The organism is Pseudomonas sp. Ag1 (genome assembly GCF_000278565.1).
In the GTDB taxonomy this organism is placed as follows: domain Bacteria; phylum Pseudomonadota; class Gammaproteobacteria; order Pseudomonadales; family Pseudomonadaceae; genus Aquipseudomonas.
In genome coordinates, this window is the sequence record NZ_AKVH01000111.1 from 187,742 (window position 1) to 204,582 (window position 16,841).

14 protein-coding genes are annotated in these 16,841 nt (G+C 60.9%); 9 read left to right on the forward strand and 5 right to left on the reverse strand.

Annotated elements, in window-relative coordinates:
* Window position 1 precedes the first annotated feature (1 nt).
* Both A462_RS03890 and A462_RS03885 read left to right on the forward strand, forming a co-directional pair.
* A complete protein-coding gene (locus tag A462_RS03890; protein WP_274517802.1) occupies window positions 2–2,506 on the forward strand; it encodes a fimbria/pilus outer membrane usher protein in 2,505 nt (834 codons plus the stop codon).
* Window positions 2,472–3,062, forward strand: a complete 591-nt coding sequence (locus tag A462_RS03885) for a hypothetical protein (RefSeq protein ID WP_008438869.1) — start codon at window positions 2,472–2,474, stop codon at window positions 3,060–3,062. The genes A462_RS03890 and A462_RS03885 overlap by 35 nt, the downstream gene beginning before the upstream one ends.
* 4 nt (window positions 3,063–3,066) lie before the next feature.
* Here A462_RS03885 and A462_RS03880 read toward each other — a convergent pair whose 3' ends face one another.
* The 4 genes from A462_RS03880 to A462_RS03865 are packed head-to-tail and all read right to left on the reverse strand — an operon-like array spanning window position 3,067 to window position 5,914.
* Window positions 3,067–3,804 carry an amino acid ABC transporter ATP-binding protein gene (locus tag A462_RS03880; RefSeq protein ID WP_003213999.1) on the reverse strand — a complete coding sequence of 246 codons (738 nt, stop codon included), beginning with the start codon at window positions 3,802–3,804 and terminating at the stop codon, window positions 3,067–3,069.
* Entirely contained in the window at window positions 3,791–4,441 is a 651-nt protein-coding gene (locus A462_RS03875) for an amino acid ABC transporter permease (protein ID WP_003213996.1), read from the reverse strand. The genes A462_RS03880 and A462_RS03875 overlap by 14 nt, the downstream gene beginning before the upstream one ends.
* Window positions 4,438–5,106, reverse strand: a complete 669-nt coding sequence (locus A462_RS03870) for an amino acid ABC transporter permease (protein ID WP_003213995.1) — start codon at window positions 5,104–5,106, stop codon at window positions 4,438–4,440. The genes A462_RS03875 and A462_RS03870 overlap by 4 nt, the downstream gene beginning before the upstream one ends.
* A gap of 22 nt (window positions 5,107–5,128) precedes the next feature.
* Window positions 5,129–5,914 (reverse strand): transporter substrate-binding domain-containing protein, encoded by a 786-nt coding sequence (locus tag A462_RS03865; RefSeq protein WP_008438870.1) that lies wholly within the window; start codon window positions 5,912–5,914, stop codon window positions 5,129–5,131.
* A 255-nt stretch (window positions 5,915–6,169) separates the two neighbouring features.
* Between A462_RS03865 and A462_RS03860 the strand changes: the two genes are divergently transcribed.
* The 6 genes from A462_RS03860 to A462_RS03835 all read left to right on the forward strand — a co-directional run bounded on the left by A462_RS03860 (window position 6,170) and on the right by A462_RS03835 (window position 13,476).
* Window positions 6,170–6,865 (forward strand): FadR/GntR family transcriptional regulator, encoded by a 696-nt coding sequence (locus A462_RS03860; RefSeq protein WP_008438871.1) that lies wholly within the window; start codon window positions 6,170–6,172, stop codon window positions 6,863–6,865.
* A gap of 121 nt (window positions 6,866–6,986) precedes the next feature.
* Window positions 6,987–7,316, forward strand: coding sequence for a thioredoxin TrxA (gene trxA, locus A462_RS03855; protein ID WP_003213989.1), 330 nt, complete (start codon window positions 6,987–6,989; stop codon window positions 7,314–7,316).
* Window positions 7,317–7,550: 234 nt separating this feature from the next.
* On the forward strand, window positions 7,551–8,810 hold the full coding sequence (rho, locus tag A462_RS03850; protein WP_008438874.1) for a transcription termination factor Rho: 1,260 nt from the start codon (window positions 7,551–7,553) through the stop codon (window positions 8,808–8,810).
* A 156-nt stretch (window positions 8,811–8,966) separates the two neighbouring features.
* Entirely contained in the window at window positions 8,967–10,952 is a 1,986-nt protein-coding gene (locus A462_RS03845; protein ID WP_008438877.1) for an acyltransferase family protein, read from the forward strand.
* Between the two features lie 89 nt (window positions 10,953–11,041).
* Window positions 11,042–12,508, forward strand: coding sequence for a 4-hydroxy-3-polyprenylbenzoate decarboxylase (gene ubiD, locus A462_RS03840; protein ID WP_008438879.1), 1,467 nt, complete (start codon window positions 11,042–11,044; stop codon window positions 12,506–12,508).
* Window positions 12,508–13,476: a CDP-6-deoxy-delta-3,4-glucoseen reductase gene (locus A462_RS03835; RefSeq protein ID WP_003213981.1), complete on the forward strand. Its 969-nt coding sequence runs from the start codon at window positions 12,508–12,510 to the stop codon at window positions 13,474–13,476. The genes ubiD and A462_RS03835 overlap by 1 nt, the downstream gene beginning before the upstream one ends.
* Before the next feature lie 150 nt (window positions 13,477–13,626).
* On the opposite strand, the gene A462_RS03830 is transcribed toward A462_RS03835, so the two are convergent.
* Window positions 13,627–14,103, reverse strand: coding sequence for a hypothetical protein (locus A462_RS03830; protein ID WP_003213979.1), 477 nt, complete (start codon window positions 14,101–14,103; stop codon window positions 13,627–13,629).
* A 329-nt stretch (window positions 14,104–14,432) separates the two neighbouring features.
* On the opposite strand from A462_RS03830, the gene A462_RS03825 reads away from it, so the two are divergent.
* Window positions 14,433–16,826 (forward strand): TonB-dependent receptor plug domain-containing protein, encoded by a 2,394-nt coding sequence (locus A462_RS03825; protein ID WP_008438880.1) that lies wholly within the window; start codon window positions 14,433–14,435, stop codon window positions 16,824–16,826.
* Window positions 16,827–16,841 lie beyond the last annotated feature (15 nt).

Consider the following 16,841-nt stretch of genomic DNA (forward strand, 5'->3'; position numbering starts at 1 on the left):
TATGAGAAATGCTACCCATGCAAACGATTGGAGCCTCTCTGTACGACCCATTCGAACCTCGGTTTCCCGGACTTGTATCGGCCTGGCAACGCTGTGGAGCCTTCCCGCCTACGCGCTGGAGCTCGGATCGGGTTTTGATCTGGCGGTCTTGTCGGCGAACGGGATCGACCCGAAGGTTGCCCATTATTTTCGCAGTGCTGCGCGATTCCGCGAGGGCGTGCACGTGGTGGGGCTGCAGGTCAACGGCACCTCATTGGGCCTGGTGGAGGCACGCTTCGATTACCAGGGGCAGTTGTGTTTTACCCCGGTCCTGCTGGACAAGGCCGGGTTGCGGTTGCCAGCCGCGATTATTCGGCCGGGCATTGCGCCCGATCAGGCGTGTCATGACTTTCTCGGTGCTTACCCCGCGACCATCGTCAAGTTGCGCCCCGGCAGCGATGAGGTATCGCTGGTGGTGCCTACTCAGTCAATGCGCGAGGCCGAATGGGATGTCGGCAGTTTCTCCCAGGGCGGCACGGCAGCCTTGTTCAATTACGATGTGCAGGGGTTCGAAGAGCGCTTCAACAGCGGCTCTTCCCGCTCGGTTTCGGCCTACACCGAGGCGGGATTCAATATCGGCAACTGGATCGTCCGAAGCCGCCAATTCTTCGTCTCCGATAACGGCAAGCGCAGCAGCGAGCATGTGAATGCCTACGCCCAGCGCGATTTCGCGCCCCTGAAGTCGACCTTCCAGGTCGGGCAGATTTCCAGCAACAACCCGGTGTTCGGTGGGTTACAGCTGTCGGGTTTCCAGCTCTCGCCGGATGGCCAATCGCGCAGTCCGGGTGGCAGCAGCGTGGTGGTCGAAGGTTTGGCCCAGAGCCCATCCCGGGTCGAGATGCGCCAGGCCGGGGTGTTGATCCATACCACACTGGTACCGGAAGGCCCGTTCACGTTGACCGGATTACCCATACTCAATGGCACCAGCGATCTTGAGGTCAGTGTCATTGGCACTCGCGGTGGCAGGCATGGGTTCACCGTCCCTGCCGCGTCCTTTGCGGGGGCGGTACCGATAGAGCCCGGTTATTACTTCTCCCTGGGCAAGGTGCGCGGGGCAAATCCGGGTGCCGGGGAGCCTCCGGTCGTGGCGATGGGCAGTGGGACCTGGGGATTGGGGCGCAACTCGTCACTGGGATTCGGCCTGTTGAGTACCGACGAATACCAGGCGGCGGGTGGCGTGTGGAGCAGTGTTTTTTTCCAGCACCTTTCGGTTGGCGTGCGCCAGAACCTGTCTCGCGATGGCCGGGACGAAGTTACCGGGGCTCGCAGCTCAGTCACCGTGGGAAGTCCGCTGTTCGCCGGCATTGAAATGACGTCGAGTGCCACTACCCAGACGCGGGATTATCGCGAAGTACTGGAAGTGGGGCAGTCGACGCGGCGTGACCAGCGGGATGCCCGCTTCAAGGACCAATACACGGTAGGTTTGAGTTGGGTCGACCCGTCCCTGGGAGGCTTTTCCGTCAGTTATTCCCGCAGCTCGCAATTTGATGATCGCTCCGCCGAACACGTCTTTGCCTCATGGAACCAGCAGTTCAATGGCACCCAGGTGGCTTTGATTGCGGATTCCCGGGTGGGCGGCTCTCGACCGCGCAAGGTCAAGAACACCGTTCGAGACGAGCGCAGCGATGTGTCGGATAAGGGGCTTTCGCTTCGGTTGCAGGTCACCGTGCCGTTCGGTGGGGATCGCCGCGTCACCTCGTATGCCAGTCGGCGGGGCGACAGGTTCGATCTTGGGACCGCCTTCAGCGATCGGGTCAACGACTATGTGAACTATGAAGTGGGGGTTGCGCGTGAGCAGGCGAGCCGTACACAGGCTGTTCACGCCCGCGTGAATGCCATGCCGCGTTACACCCAGATAGGGTTGGGTGTGCGACATGATTCATTGAGCACCGGGTATACCGGCCAATTGCAGGGCGGCGTGGTGGCCCACGACAGAGGCATGACGTTCTCGCCCTATGCCGTCCAGGACACCTTTGGAATTGTCTCGGTGGGTAATGTCGGGGCAGCCAAGGTTTCGACGCCGCAGGGGCCGGTCTGGACTGACTACCGCGGGCAGGCGGTGATCGCCAGCCTGCCTGCCTACCGCAGCAGCAATGTCGAGGTGCAAACCCAATCCCTGCCCAAGCGCATCGATCTGAAAAACGGCACCAAGGTCCTTGCGGCCGGACGCGGTTCTTTCAACACGATCGATTTCGAAGTAGTGAAAGTGCGCCGTGTATTGCTTGAGGTCCGTGACGCGCGGGGCCAACCCTTGCCCCAGGGAGCCTCGGTTTTCGACAGCAACAATGCTTTCCTGACCAGCGTCGTGGGCGAGGGCATGGTCTTCCTTAACAGCCTGGATGAGTCGCGAGCGCTGAACATCTCCTTGCCAGATTCAAGCACCTGCTTGTTGCAACTGAACCTTGAGCCAGAATCCAATGACGACAAATTCTATGAAACAGGTTCGGCGCTCTGCCGTACCCTCTGAGCCGGTGGGGCCTTTTGACGGTGGACGCCTGCGTCATGGGCTTATCCTTTACCTGCTGCTGTTTGTCGTGGTGTTGGCCAATGAGGCGCGGGCAAATAACTGCCAGGTGTCCTTGAGCCAGCCCCGGGTTGATTACGGTCTGGTTCGCCAGGCCGAGCGGGGCGACCCACAGATCGCGCTGGGCAAGCGCACGCTTCGCCTGAGCATGGCCTGTGAGGTGCCGGTATCCATGGCGCTGCGCTTTACGGGCGTACCCGCAGGCCTGGAGGGCTTTCGGTTTGGGCGCCAGGGGCATTTCACCCTGAGCCTGCAGTCCGCTCAAGTCGATGGAAAATCCGTTGAGCTGGTAATGCCGCACCTGTCTGAAGAGCCGGCGACCGGACGATTGCTGCCGGGCCATAGGCTTGTTGCACACGTAGCGGGTATGCCGGTGCATGGGCGCCGCTTCACCGCCCTGGTCAACGTCGAGACCTTCCTGCCTGCGGCTTTGCTGGCCGTCAGGGATGAAACGACATTTGAGGGGCAGGGCGGTTTTGAGTGGGCGCCCGGGGCTTGATGCCTCAGTCCGTGCGCTCCACCGAACCAATGAAGTTGGCCAGCTCGGCGGTCTGCGGATTGGCAAACAGGATTTTCGGGTCGCCCACTTCATGCACCTTGCCCTGGTGCATGAACACCAGCTTGTCACCCACTTCCCGGGCAAAACGCATCTCATGGGTGACCATGATCAGTGTCATGCCATCCTTGGCCAGTTGGCGCACTACGCTGAGCACTTCGTTGACCAGCTCCGGGTCCAGGGCCGAGGTGATTTCATCGCACAGCAGCACTTTGGGCGACATCGCCAGAGCCCGGGCGATTGCTACCCGCTGCTGCTGGCCGCCGGACAAACGATCGGGGAACGCGTCGAACTTCTCCCCCAGCCCAACGCGCTCGAGCATTTGTCGCGCCAATTGTGCGGCCTTGGCTTTCGGCACTTTCTGCACCACTTGCGGCGCAAGCATGACGTTTTCGCCCACCGTCAGGTGTGGGAACAGGTTGAACTGCTGGAACACCATGCCGACTTTCTGCCGCAGGGTGCGCAGGTCGGCGCGGGCGGCGTCGAGGTATTCGCCGTCGACCTCGATCACGCCGTCGTTGATCGACTCCAGGCCATTGAGGGTGCGCAGCAGGGTGGATTTGCCCGAGCCGCTGCGACCGATGATCGCCACCACCTGGCCTTCTTCGACACTCAGGTCGATGCCCTTGAGTACGTGGTGATCGCCGTAATACTTATGCAGGGCGGAAATTCTAAGCAGAGGCATGCAGTCTCCTTTCCAGGTAGCGCGCACTGAGGGACAAGGGGTAGCAGAGCAGGAAGTAACCCAGCGCCACCAGGCCATAGACCATGAAGGGTTCGAAGGTAGCGTTGGCGAGCATGCCGCCGGTCTTGGTCAGCTCGGTGAAGCCGATGATCGAGGTCACGGCGGTGCCCTTGACCACTTGCACCGAGAAACCCACGGTTGGCGCCACGGCAATGCGCAGGGCCTGGGGCAGGATCACGTAGCGCAATTGCTCCAGCGGGTTCAGGGCCAGGCTCGCGGACGCCTCCCATTGGCCGTGGGCGATGGAGTCGACGCAGCCACGCCAGATTTCGGCCAGGTAGGCGCTGGTGAACAGGGTCAAGGCAATCGCCGCCGCCAGCCAGGGCGAAATGTCCACGCCGAGCAAGGCGATGCCGAAGAACACCAGGAACAGTTGCATCAACAGCGGCGTGCCCTGGAACAGTTCGATATAGGTGCGGGCGACATTGCGCGGGAACGCCTTGGTGCTGATGCGCATAGTCATCACCAGCAAACCGATCACGCCGCCGCCGATGAACGCTACCAGCGACAGCAGCAAGGTCCACTGCAAACCGGTGAGCAGGTTGCGCACGATGTCCCAGAACGAAAAATCACTCATCGGGCGTTCCTCATGACATAGCGCCGGCCGATCCAGTTCAGCAATTGGCGGATCATCAGCGCCATGCACAGGTAGACCAGGGTCGTCAGCGCATAGGTTTCAAAGGCGCGGAAGTTGCGCGACTGGATAAAATTGGCGGCAAAGCTCAGTTCCTCGGTGGCGATCTGCGAGCAGACCGCCGAGCCGAGCATCACGATGATGATCTGGCTGCTCAGGGCCGGCCAGACCTTGCCCAGCGCGGGCAGCAACACCACATGGCGGAACGCCTCGAAACGTGTCATGGCCAGCGCGGCCGCCGCTTCCAGTTGCCCGCGGGGGATCGCCTGGATCCCGGCGCGGATGATCTCGGTGGAGTACGCCCCCAGGTTGATCACCATCGCCAGCACTGCCGCCTGCCATTCGGTAATTTTCAGGCCGAGGGACGGCAGGCCGAAGAAGATGAAAAACAACTGCACCAGGAACGGCGTGTTGCGGATCAACTCGACGTACACGCCGAAGATCCAACTGAACGGCTGGATCTTCCACGCCCGCACCACGGCGCCGACGATTCCCAGCGCCACGCCCAGTACTGCACCGATGGCGGTCAGTTCAAGTGTGAACAGCGCGCCGCGCAGCAGCAGATCGGTATTGGCCAGGACCGGCACAAAGTCGAATTGATAGGCCATAGGCTAACCCTCGTTACCGCGCTCAGAGATCAACCGGCAGCGGCTCTTTGAGCCACTGCAATGCATTCTTTTCCAGGCTGCCGTCGGCCTTGGCCGCGACCAGGATCTGGTTCACCTTGTCCAGCAGCGCCGGCTCGTTCTTGTTCACGCCCACGTACACCGGCGAGTCCTTGAGCTTCACTTTCAGTGCCGGCACGCGCTTGGGGTTGCGTTCGCTGATGGCCACCATCACCACATTGCCGCTGGCGATCAGGTCCACCTGGCCGGCGAGGTAGGCGGCGATGGTCGAGTTGTTGTCTTCAAAGCGCTTGATCGTCGCCTCTTTAGGCGCCACGGCGGTCAGCTCGATGTCTTCGATGGCGCCACGGGTCACGCTGATGGTTTTGCCCTTGAGGTCGTCAACGGTGCTGATCGGCGCATCGGGAGGGCCGAATACGGCGAGGTAGAAGGGCGCGTAGGCCTTGGAGAAGTCGATGACCTTCTCGCGCTCGGCGTTCTTGCCCAGGCTGGAAATCACCAGGTCGACCTTGCCGGTGGTGAGGAACGGGATGCGGTTGGTGCTGTTGACCGGGGTCAGTTCAAGCTTGACCTTGAGCTGGTCGGCCAAAAGCTTTGCGGTGTCGATGTCCAGGCCGCGGGGCTTCATGTCCGGGCCGACCGAGCCGAACGGCGGGAAATCCTGGGGCACGGCCACCTTGAGGGTGCCACGGGCGACGATATCGTCCAGACCGTTGGCCTGGGCGGGCGCCTGGCTCAGCATCAGGCTGGCAAACAGGGCAGTGAGCAGGGCGCTGCAACGCTTGGTCATGGCGACTCTCCGAAAAGGACGAAAGGTTTTTCCGGTTTTTGCCAGTGCACAGCCCATGCCAGCACCGCCGTATTTCGCGCCAGAGCCGGTGGCTGTTGAGTCTTGGCGGTCTTACTGGTCTGAACAGTTACTGGGTTTTCTGCACCCTTTTCGAGCGCCGTCAAAACCGCGCGAGCCCCTTTGGGGCGTGGCTTGCCGGGCGCTGCGAATAGCTTTACAACTAGCCGCTCAGTTGACTGGAAACCTGAGTTTCTTATGAATTCCATCGCCCAAGCCGTACCGGAAGTGGCGCTACAGGCCATCCGCAAATTGATCGCTGACGAGGGCTTCGGGCCGGGTGATGCGTTGCCCTCCCAGCGCGACCTGGCGCTGCAATTGGGCGTGAGCCGGGCCTCTTTGCGTGAAGCCTTGTCGTCACTCAGTGCCTTGGGCGTGGTAAGTGTGCAGCCGGGCAAAGGCGTGTTCGTGCAAGCAGTCGAAGAGCTGCCGGGGTTGGCCTGGCCGTTTACGGCGCAGGCGACGCCGCTGGATATCTTTCAACTGCGCTACGCCCTGGAAGGTTTTGCGGCGGGGCTGGCGGCGGTGACGCTGACCACCGGGGAGTTGGACATCCTGGAAGATAACGTCGAGGCGATGCGCAAGGAGCTGAAGGCCGGTGATTTCGAGGCAGCCGCCCGGCTGGACTTCGAATTCCACCGGCGCATCCTGCTGGCCAGCGGCAATCAGGCGATGGTGAGCATCCTCAGCGCCAGTGCCGAGGTGTTCCTGGAGAGCCAGAAACTACCGTTCATCCGGCCGGAGCGGGCCATGGAGACCTGGCAGGAGCACCGCAAGGTCCTCCGTGCCCTGGCCCGACGCGCCAGCGGGGCGGCGCAGAAAAGCATGCAGGAACATGTGCGTAACGCGGCGTTGCGTACAGGGATTGCCTTCATCACTCCCGTAACTCCATGAGTTGGGCTATACCCAAACTCATGCGTCATCATAGGAAGAGTCAATCAGCTGCAGCTTCCTGAACGCGGGAAGGGCGGCTATGATGGGCAACGTTTTTTTTGCTTACAACCCGGAGACATCCATGAGCAACGATCTTATCAAGCACGTCACCGACGCGACCTTCGAGGCCGAAGTACTGAAGGCCCAGGGCCCGGTGCTGGTTGACTACTGGGCTGAGTGGTGCGGTCCTTGCAAAATGATCGCTCCGGTCCTGGACGACATTGCCACCACTTACGAAGGCAAGTTGACCATTGCCAAGCTGAACATCGATGACAACCAGGAAACTCCGGCCAAGCACGGCGTGCGTGGTATCCCGACCCTGATGCTGTTCAAGAACGGCAACGTCGAGGCCACCAAGGTCGGCGCGCTGTCGAAGTCCCAGCTGCAAGCTTTCCTCGACGCCAATATCTAAGCGTCCTCAAAAAGCCCCGCAATTTGCGGGGCTTTTTCGTGAAACAGGGCTAGACGCTCTGAAACTCAGGTGGTACATTCGGCCCCGCACTGGTTTCTCCACTGCCCCCTGCAAGCCGTCGCCGACGCTCTCCTTTTCGATTAGTACGCGATCCTGTCGCCTTCTCTGCGGCGCGGCCTCATTAAGCCAAAAGCTTAATTTCCCCCCCTCCATAAATGATTACGTCATTCCTATATGAATCTGACTGAACTCAAGCAAAAGCCGATTACCGAACTGCTCGAATTGGCCGAACAGATGGGCATAGAAAATATGGCCCGTTCGCGCAAGCAGGACGTGATTTTCTCCCTGCTGAAAAAGCACGCGAAAAGCGGCGAGGAAATCTCCGGTGATGGCGTGCTGGAGATTCTCCAGGACGGCTTCGGCTTCCTCCGCTCTGCAGACGCTTCCTATCTCGCCGGCCCAGACGATATCTACGTCTCGCCGAGCCAGATCCGTCGCTTCAACTTGCGCACCGGTGACACCATCGTTGGCAAGATCCGCCCTCCAAAGGAAGGCGAGCGTTATTTCGCCCTGCTCAAGGTCGACACGATCAACTACGATCGTCCCGAGAACGCGAAAAACAAGATTCTCTTCGAGAACCTGACGCCGCTGTTCCCGACCGTGCGCATGAAGATGGAAGCCGGCAACGGTTCCACCGAAGACTTGACCGGTCGTGTCATCGACCTGTGTGCCCCGATCGGCAAAGGCCAGCGCGGCCTGATCGTGGCCCCGCCGAAAGCCGGCAAGACCATCATGCTGCAGAACATCGCAGCGAACATCGCCCGTAATAACCCTGAAGTTCACCTGATCGTGTTGCTGATCGATGAGCGTCCGGAAGAAGTAACCGAAATGCAGCGCACCGTGCGCGGCGAAGTGGTTGCCTCGACGTTCGATGAGCCGCCAACCCGCCACGTGCAGGTTGCCGAAATGGTGATCGAGAAGGCCAAGCGCCTGGTCGAACACAAGAAAGACGTGGTGATCCTGCTCGACTCCATCACCCGTCTGGCCCGTGCCTACAACACCGTGATCCCAAGCTCCGGCAAGGTGCTCACCGGTGGTGTCGATGCCCACGCCCTGGAGAAACCGAAACGTTTCTTCGGCGCTGCGCGGAACATCGAAGAAGGCGGCTCGCTGACCATCATCGCCACCGCACTGGTTGAAACCGGTTCGAAGATGGATGAAGTGATCTACGAAGAGTTTAAAGGTACCGGCAACATGGAACTGCCTTTGGACCGTCGTATCGCCGAGAAGCGGGTGTTCCCGGCCATCAACATCAACCGTTCCGGCACGCGCCGCGAAGAGTTGCTGACCGCCGATGACGAACTGCAGCGCATGTGGATCCTGCGCAAGCTGCTGCACCCGATGGACGAAGTTGCGGCCATCGAGTTCCTGATCGACAAGCTGAAAACCACCAAGACCAACGACGAGTTCTTCCTGTCGATGAAGCGCAAGTAACACGACGCTTCGGTCAAAAAGGATGGCGCCCCATGGGGCGCCATTTTTTTTGTTTCTGGAAAAGGAGGTTTGGCTTTAGTGTGTGTCTGTTTAGAAACAAACTCGCGTGTGTGACTACACTCGCTGTCCATCCGATCAGGCAAATTACAAGATTTTATGACCATTCTCGCTTATCGCAGGGACATTGACGGCCTGCGTGCCATAGCTGTGCTCGCTGTTGTGCTGTTTCATTTTGGTGTACCGGGCTTTACCGGCGGCTTTGTCGGCGTCGACGTGTTTTTCGTGATCTCCGGCTACTTGATCACCTCGATCATCTGGCGCGAGCGTGAGGCCGGCCGTTTCAGTTTTGTCAGCTTCTGGGCCAGGCGAGCGCGGCGTATCCTGCCGGCACTGTTCGTGATGATGCTCGGCGCGCTGGTGGTGGGCTGGTTCCTGCTGGCGCCCAAGGATTACAGCGAGTTGGGGCGCTCGATACATAACCAGGTGGTGTTTATCTCCAACCTGTTTTTCATGCGTCAGGACGGTTACTTTGATGTGGCCTCCGATATCAAACCGTTGCTGCATACCTGGTCATTGTCGGTTGAAGAACAGTTCTACATCCTCTTCCCACTCCTGCTGACACTGCTGTCGAGCCGGCTCAAATATTGGCGCACGGCGCTGTTCGTGTTGTTGCTGGTGTCATTCGGCATGAGTACATGGGCGGTGGCCCACGCTCCGGAACGAGCCTTTTTCCTGCTGCAGATGCGTGCCTGGGAGCTGTTGGCGGGTGCAATGCTGGCGGTAATGCCGGTACGCGAGTACCGCGCCAGCCCGGCGTTGGCGCAGGCCGTCAGCCTGGCCGGCCTCGGCCTGATCCTGCTGGCGGTCTTCGCGTATGACCCGAGCACGCCGTTTCCCGGCGCCGCAGCGCTGTTGCCGGTGGCGGGCGTGGTCTGCCTGATTTGGGCCAACGGCCAGCAAACTACCCTGATGAGCAAGCTGCTGGGTAGCCGCTTGCTGGTGGGGATTGGCCTGATCTCCTACTCCTGGTACCTGTGGCACTGGCCGGTGTACGTGTTTGGCAAGTACGCCAGTGTCGACGGGCTGGGTCCGTGGGAGCTTGGTGCACTGTTTGTGTTGAGCCTGGTGCTGGGTTATGCGTCCTGGCGGTTTGTCGAGGCGCCGTTCCGTGAGCGTCGGCTGTTGGCAGGGCGCAAGCAAATCCTGGTGGCGGCTGGTATCGCGCTGCTTGGGGTGGGACTGCTCGGCAAAGGCCTGGTCTTGACGAAGGGCTTGCCTTGGCGCCTGTCGCCCGAGGCGCTGCAATTTGCCCAGGCGCGCGAGTGGAGCCCGGACCTCATGGCCTGCCTGGTGGATGGTGGGAAAAATCGCCACCATGGATTTTGTCATTTCGGACCTCAGTCCGCGCCGACGCGCGCGCTGGTCTGGGGCGATAGCCATGCCACGGCGCTGGTTCCGGCGTTGCGAGACGGCGCCAGCAAGTACGGTGTCAGCGTCACGCAGGCAGGTTATGCCGGTTGCCTGCCGTTTAATCGCAAGGAAAGCGTTCCGGGCTGCCTGGCCTTTAACCAGCAGGTCACGCAGTTGCTCGGCAAGGAAACCTTTAGCGACGTGGTGCTGGTGGCGCGCTGGAGCCTGTATGTCTATGGGCAGCGCGATGGTGACACCGAGGCTTCGTTGCTGGACCCGGCGACCGGAACCTATGACCGCGCCTTCGCCGAGCGGCGCTTCGCTGAAAGTCTGGGCGCCCTTGTGCAGCAATTGCGCGCCAGCGGTCATCGGGTGTGGCTGGTCAAGGAAGTCCCCCTGCAGGAATTCAGTCCGCCTTACCGCCTGAGTCGCCTGGCGATGCTCGGCCGGCCCACCGACAAAGAAGGCATGCCCCTGGATGAGCACCTCCAGCGCCAGGCCTATATCAGTAGCGTATTCGAGCGCATGGCGGCGGCTGATCCCGGGGTAAAGGTAATGGATCCGGCGCCCAAGTTATGCAGTGCGAATGACTGGTGCCGGGTGGAACTGGACGGTCAGTCGCTGTACACCGACGACAATCACCTCTCGGCGGTTGGTTCGCGGTATGTCGAGGCGTTTCTTGAACCCTTGTTCAAAGCCTTGCGCGATGAAACCCAGGCATCGGCTCTTTGAGTCTGTGTCGTCGGCAATGCTGCTCAATAAGCTGCCAGCGACCGTAAGAGCAGGTAGGATGTACGCCTATTTTACGGGTGGCATGGTTAATGAAATTCAAGGATCTTCGGGATTTCGTGCAGCAACTTGAGCAGCGCGGAGAGTTGAAACGTATCCAGGTGCCGATTTCCCCGGTCCTGGAGATGACTGAGATTTGCGACCGCACCTTGCGCAACAAGGGCCCGGCGCTGCTGTTCGAAAACCCGGTGGGCTTTGATATCCCGGTGCTCGGCAACCTGTTCGGCACTCCCGACCGCGTGGCGTTTGGCATGGGCGCCGAGTCGGTCAGCGAACTGCGCGAGATCGGCAAGCTGCTGGCCTTCCTCAAGGAACCCGAGCCACCCAAGGGGCTCAAGGACGCCTGGTCGAAGCTGCCCATCTTCCGCAAGATCATCGCCATGGCCCCCAAGGTCGTGAAAGACGCGGTTTGCCAGGAAGTGGTGATCGAAGGCGAGGATGTCGACCTCGGCATGCTCCCCGTGCAGACCTGCTGGCCTGGCGACGTCGGCCCGCTGATCACCTGGGGCCTGACCGTCACCAAGGGCCCGAACAAGGACCGCCAGAACCTCGGCATCTACCGTCAGCAAGTGATCGGCCGCAACAAGGTCATCATGCGCTGGCTGAGCCACCGTGGCGGCGCCCTGGATTTCCGTGAGTGGTGCGAAAAGCATCCCGGCCAGCCATTCCCTGTTTCCGTGGCCCTGGGCGCCGACCCGGCGACCATCCTCGGCGCCGTCACGCCGGTGCCCGACAGCCTGTCCGAGTACGCTTTCGCCGGCCTGTTGCGCGGCAATCGCACTGAGCTGGTGAAATGCCGCGGTAACGACCTGCAAGTGCCGGCCACCGCCGAAATCATCCTCGAAGGCGTGATTCACCCGGGCGAGATGGCCGATGAAGGCCCCTACGGCGACCACACCGGCTACTACAACGAAGTCGACAGCTTCCCGGTGTTCACCGTCGAGCGCATCACCCACCGGATCAAGCCGATCTACCACAGCACCTACACCGGCCGCCCGCCGGATGAGCCGGCGATCCTCGGCGTGGCGTTGAACGAAGTGTTTGTGCCGATCCTGCAAAAGCAGTTTCCGGAAATCACTGACTTCTACCTGCCGCCCGAAGGCTGCTCGTATCGCATGGCCATCGTGACGATGAAGAAGTCGTACCCCGGCCACGCCAAGCGGGTAATGCTGGGTGTGTGGTCGTTTTTGCGACAGTTCATGTACACCAAGTTCGTTATTGTCACCGACGACGACATCAACGCCCGGGACTGGAACGACGTGATCTGGGCCATCACCACGCGCATGGACCCCAAGCGCGACACGGTGATGATCGACAATACGCCGATCGACTACCTCGACTTTGCTTCCCCGGTATCGGGCCTCGGCTCGAAAATGGGCCTGGACGCCACCCATAAATGGCCGGGTGAAACCACCCGCGAATGGGGCCGCGTGATCGTCAAGGACGAAGCGGTCACTGCCCGTGTCGATGCGCTCTGGAAAGAATTAGGAATAGATTGATGCGTGTAACCCTGCAGCCTTCCGGTGCGGTACTTGAACTGACGCCCGGCGAGCGGATCCTCGAGGGTGCGCGCCGCCTGGGCTACGATTGCCCCCAGGCCTGCCGCAATGGCGTGTGCCACGTGTGCGCGGCGCTGCTGGTGGAAGGCCGGGTGCAGCAAGCCGGTGAGGTGCGTGACCATGGCGAGTTCTATACCTGCATTGCCGAACCGCTGGAAGATTGCATTGTGTTGTGGGATGGCGTGCTGGCGCCGGGAGAATTGCCGGTGCGCAAACTGTCTTGCCAACTGAGTGAATGCGTCGAGGTGGGCGGTGACGTCTGGCGCGTACGCCTGCGGGCACCAGCCGGCAAGGCGGTGCGCTACCACGCCGGGCAATACCTGATGATCGAGCGGGAAAACGGCGAGAAGTCGGCGTTCTCCCTGGCCTCGGCGCCCCACGCCGGGCGCGAGCTGGAATTGCACGTGCTGGCCCGGGAAGACAGCGCCCGCAGCCTGCTGGAGCAGTTGCAGCGCAACCAGATGGCCCGCATCGAAATGCCGTTTGGCGACACCCACCTGGCGGAACTGCCCGACGGCCCGCTGGTGCTGATCGCCGCCGGCACCGGCATGGCCCAGATGCATAGCCTGATCGAGCACTGTCGCGCCAGTGGCTTCAAGCACCCGGTGCATCTGTATTGGGGGGTACGTCGACCGGAAGACTTCTACGACATCGAGCACTGGGACCAGTGGCTGCAACTGCCCAACCTGTTCCTGCACAAAGTGGTCAGCGACCTGTGTGGCTGGGAAGGGCGCTGCGGGCTGTTGCATGAAGCGGTGTGTGAAGACATCAGCGACCTCAAGGCCGTGCATGTCTACGCCAGCGGTTCACCGGCGATGATCTACGGCACCCTGGATGCGCTGGTCGAGGCCGGCATGGATGCGCACCAGATGCGTGCTGACGTATTTGCCTACGCACCCCGCCCGTAACGTGTGGCGAGGGAGCTTGCTCCCGCTGGGCTGCGCAGCAGCCCCAAGACAGTCGCTGTGTTCTATCTGTAAGACCGCAGAACTTCAGGGGCCGCTTCGCGACCCAGCGGGAGCAAGCTCCCTCGCCACAGAAGCCCTTCAGTGGCTTGATCAGAAACGAACGCCCGTGGTCACCATCGCCGCATTGAACCCGAGCAACACCAGCTCGGCGGCGACCGGCCCGTAGTGGGTGCCCACCGAGGGGATGATCACCGGCGCTACCCCCAGTCCATTCAGCGGAATCTTGTCGCGGTACTTGCCGCGATAGCCCTGGATCACACCCCCTGTCAGCTTCAAGTACACCGGGTAATCGGGCATGTCATAGCGTTTGCCGGCATAGGCGTAGTACGAACGCTGGCTGAACGAGTTGCGAAACGTCGCCCCGCCATACACCAGGCCTGACGCTTCATTGCGCTCCAGGCCGATCAGGTCCTGGTTGTTGTTGTGGTCCTTGTCCGGCGCAAAATGCCGGGTGTAGACGCTCGTCTGGGCATACCAGAAGCCTTTTTCGTCCTGGGTCGGCACTTCCGCCGCCAGGGCGGTGGTGGCCTGTGCCAGGAACAACAGGCTGGGCAGTCGGTATTTCATGGAGTGACCTCGGTAGTCGATTCGGTTGGCGGCCAGGTGGGTCGTGACAGGCGCCTATTTTGAAGGCTCAGCGTGCCCCCAGGCTGAACCTGCGCTGAAACTACAGGGATTGAGGCAGCCAATCCTGATGAGCGGAGCGGCCTGGGCTTATGCATTCGCTTATTCTTTAAAGGTATTTAATTTGTTACATAAATATCATTAAGCTATATGCCAACGGACTACCGACTTTCTGCCAATAACCAATAAATGACCGCCACCGTCCGCCACACGGATCGATCGTACGAGCTCAGAGCATTGACGTTCTGGCTTTTGATTCCAAGGGGAGCGGTATGGGGAGCAACAAGCAGCACCTGCTGTACACGGCGATTTTGTCGGCTAATTTGCTGACCGCTGTGGGATTCAGTCCAGTGGCATCCGCCGAAACGGCCACTGCCGATGTACCCAAACTCGATACAGTCATTGTCACCGGCACCCGCGCCCAAGAGCGCACCGCCAGTGCCTCGTTGTCACCTATCGATGTGATTTCCGGCGACACCTTGCGCAGCACCGGCTCTGATGAGTTGGGCGCGGTGTTGGCCCGATTGATTCCTTCCATCAACTTTCCACGCCCGAGCCTGGTAGACGGTGCCGAACTGGTGCGCCCGGCGCAGCTGCGTGGCCTGTCACCGGACCAGGTGTTGGTGCTGGTCAACGGCAAGCGCCGCCACACCAGTGCCTTCGTCAATCTCGGCGGTGCGGTTGGGCGTGGCTCGGCGCCGGCGGATTTGAATGCGATCCCGTTGTCGGCGGTCGACCATATCGAGGTGCTGCGTGACGGCGCATCGGCCCGCTACGGCTCCGATGCGATTGCCGGGGTGATCAACGTGATCCTCAAGCATGACGACCACGGCGGCTCGATCACCAGCAAGTTTGGTGAGTACAAGAAGGGCGACGGTATCCAGCGCAACCTCAGCGGCAACACCGGTGTGGCGCTGGGCGATAACGGGTTTATCAACATCTCTGCCGAAGGCGCCGACAACGATTACACCAACCGCGCCGGCAAGGACCTGCGTCCGGGCAGCGTTGGTTCGACGACCTACGGCCAGCGGGTGTTCCGCCAGGGCGAGCCGGCCACTGACCAGGGCAAGCTGTTTCTCAACTCGGAATATTCCTTCAGCGATGCGGCCGAGTTCTATGCGTTTGGCGGCTACAGCAAGACCCGCGGCGAGACGGCGGCGTTCTACCGGGCCAGCAACGCGAGCAACAACATTCCTGCGCTCAACCCCAATGGTTACCTGCCGTTGATTCGCGGTGACGTGGAAGACACGTCCCTGGCGGTCGGCCTGCGCGGCTTGTTGGCCTATGACTGGCACTACGATGTGTCGGTCAACTACGGCAAGAACCAGTACCAGATCGGTACCGAAACCATCAACACCTCGCTGGGCCTGGCCACGCCGCGCAAGTTCGACAATGGCACGTTGGTCAATGACCAGAAGCAACTCAGCCTGGACCTGTCGCGGGAATTCAGCCTGGGCTGGTTGCCGTATCCAGTGTCGGTGGCGTTTGGCGGCGAATACCTGGACCAGGGTTACCAGATCAAGGCGGGCGACCCGGCGTCCTACTACCAGACCGGCAGCTCGGGCCTGGGCGGCTTCCGTGATTCCGACGCCGGCACCAGCACGCGCCACAACTGGGCGCAGTACCTGGACCTGGAAACCAACTTCACCGAAAAACTCAGTGCCTCCGCCGCCGTGCGTCACGAGGACTACAGTGATTTTGGCTCCAACGTCAGCGGCTCGCTCTCGGCGCGCTACGACTTCACCCCGCAAGTGGCCTTGCGCGGCAGTGTATCCAACGGTTTCCGTGCGCCGTCCCTGGCACAGCAAAACTTCGCCTACACCTCGTCGCAACTGATCGGCAACACCATCCAGGAAGCCGGCACCTTCCCGGCCAACAGCCAGGTGGCGCGCCTGCTCGGCGCTGAAGACCTGAAAGCCGAGAAGTCCCGCAACTACAGTCTCGGCCTGGTGCTGGAGCCGACCGACAACCTGACCGTGACCGCCGATGTCTACCGTATCGACATCAGCGACCGCATCAGCCTGTCCTCCAACCTGGACCTGAGCAAGAACCCGGCTGCGCTCGCGTATCTGCAGGCCAATGGCGTCGGCAACATCAACTACACCACGGTGCGCTACTTCACCAACGCCACCGACACCACCACCAATGGCGTCGACCTGGTGGCCAACTATCGCTACCAACTGGACAACGGTGTGCGCTGGAACAGCACCGTGGGCTACAACTACAACCACACCAAGGTCACCGACGTAAAAGCCAATCCGTCCGTACTGGATAGCCTGGGCGCGAGCCTGGTTCGGGTGGACCGTCGCGAGCGCATCGGCCTGCTGGGCGATACCACGCCACAGCACAAGCTGAGCCTGGGCAACGACCTGAGTTTCGGCAACTGGGCGCTGCACAGTAATTTGGTGCGCTATGGTTCATTCACCAGCTACCAGGCCGACCCGACCAACGACCAGAGCTTCAAGGCCGCCTGGCTGTTGGATCTGTCAGCCGACTACAAGCTGAAAAACTGGACCTTCACCGTTGGCGGCGACAACGTCACCGACAAATACCCGGAAAAACTCAATGCCTACGCCAGCAGTGGTGGCAATTTGGCCTATAGCACTTTTTCGCCGTACGGTTACAGCGGCGCGTTCTATTACGGTAAAGTTGCTTACAACTGGTAACAGCTTCTCGTAACA

What these genes read in the sequence shown, in the direction of transcription:
- A462_RS03890 (WP_274517802.1), top strand. Translation starts at nt 2, where the DNA reads ATGAGAAATGCTACCCATGCAAACGATTGGAGCCTCTCTGTACGACCC.
- A462_RS03885 (WP_008438869.1), top strand. Translation starts at nt 2,472, where the DNA reads ATGAAACAGGTTCGGCGCTCTGCCGTACCCTCTGAGCCGGTGGGGCCT.
- A462_RS03880 (WP_003213999.1), bottom strand. Translation starts at nt 3,804, where the DNA reads ATGCCTCTGCTTAGAATTTCCGCCCTGCATAAGTATTACGGCGATCAC.
- A462_RS03875 (WP_003213996.1), bottom strand. Translation starts at nt 4,441, where the DNA reads ATGAGTGATTTTTCGTTCTGGGACATCGTGCGCAACCTGCTCACCGGT.
- A462_RS03870 (WP_003213995.1), bottom strand. Translation starts at nt 5,106, where the DNA reads ATGGCCTATCAATTCGACTTTGTGCCGGTCCTGGCCAATACCGATCTG.
- A462_RS03865 (WP_008438870.1), bottom strand. Translation starts at nt 5,914, where the DNA reads ATGACCAAGCGTTGCAGCGCCCTGCTCACTGCCCTGTTTGCCAGCCTG.
- A462_RS03860 (WP_008438871.1), top strand. Translation starts at nt 6,170, where the DNA reads ATGAATTCCATCGCCCAAGCCGTACCGGAAGTGGCGCTACAGGCCATC.
- trxA (WP_003213989.1), top strand. Translation starts at nt 6,987, where the DNA reads ATGAGCAACGATCTTATCAAGCACGTCACCGACGCGACCTTCGAGGCC.
- rho (WP_008438874.1), top strand. Translation starts at nt 7,551, where the DNA reads ATGAATCTGACTGAACTCAAGCAAAAGCCGATTACCGAACTGCTCGAA.
- A462_RS03845 (WP_008438877.1), top strand. Translation starts at nt 8,967, where the DNA reads ATGACCATTCTCGCTTATCGCAGGGACATTGACGGCCTGCGTGCCATA.
- ubiD (WP_008438879.1), top strand. Translation starts at nt 11,042, where the DNA reads ATGAAATTCAAGGATCTTCGGGATTTCGTGCAGCAACTTGAGCAGCGC.
- A462_RS03835 (WP_003213981.1), top strand. Translation starts at nt 12,508, where the DNA reads ATGCGTGTAACCCTGCAGCCTTCCGGTGCGGTACTTGAACTGACGCCC.
- A462_RS03830 (WP_003213979.1), bottom strand. Translation starts at nt 14,103, where the DNA reads ATGAAATACCGACTGCCCAGCCTGTTGTTCCTGGCACAGGCCACCACC.
- A462_RS03825 (WP_008438880.1), top strand. Translation starts at nt 14,433, where the DNA reads ATGGGGAGCAACAAGCAGCACCTGCTGTACACGGCGATTTTGTCGGCT.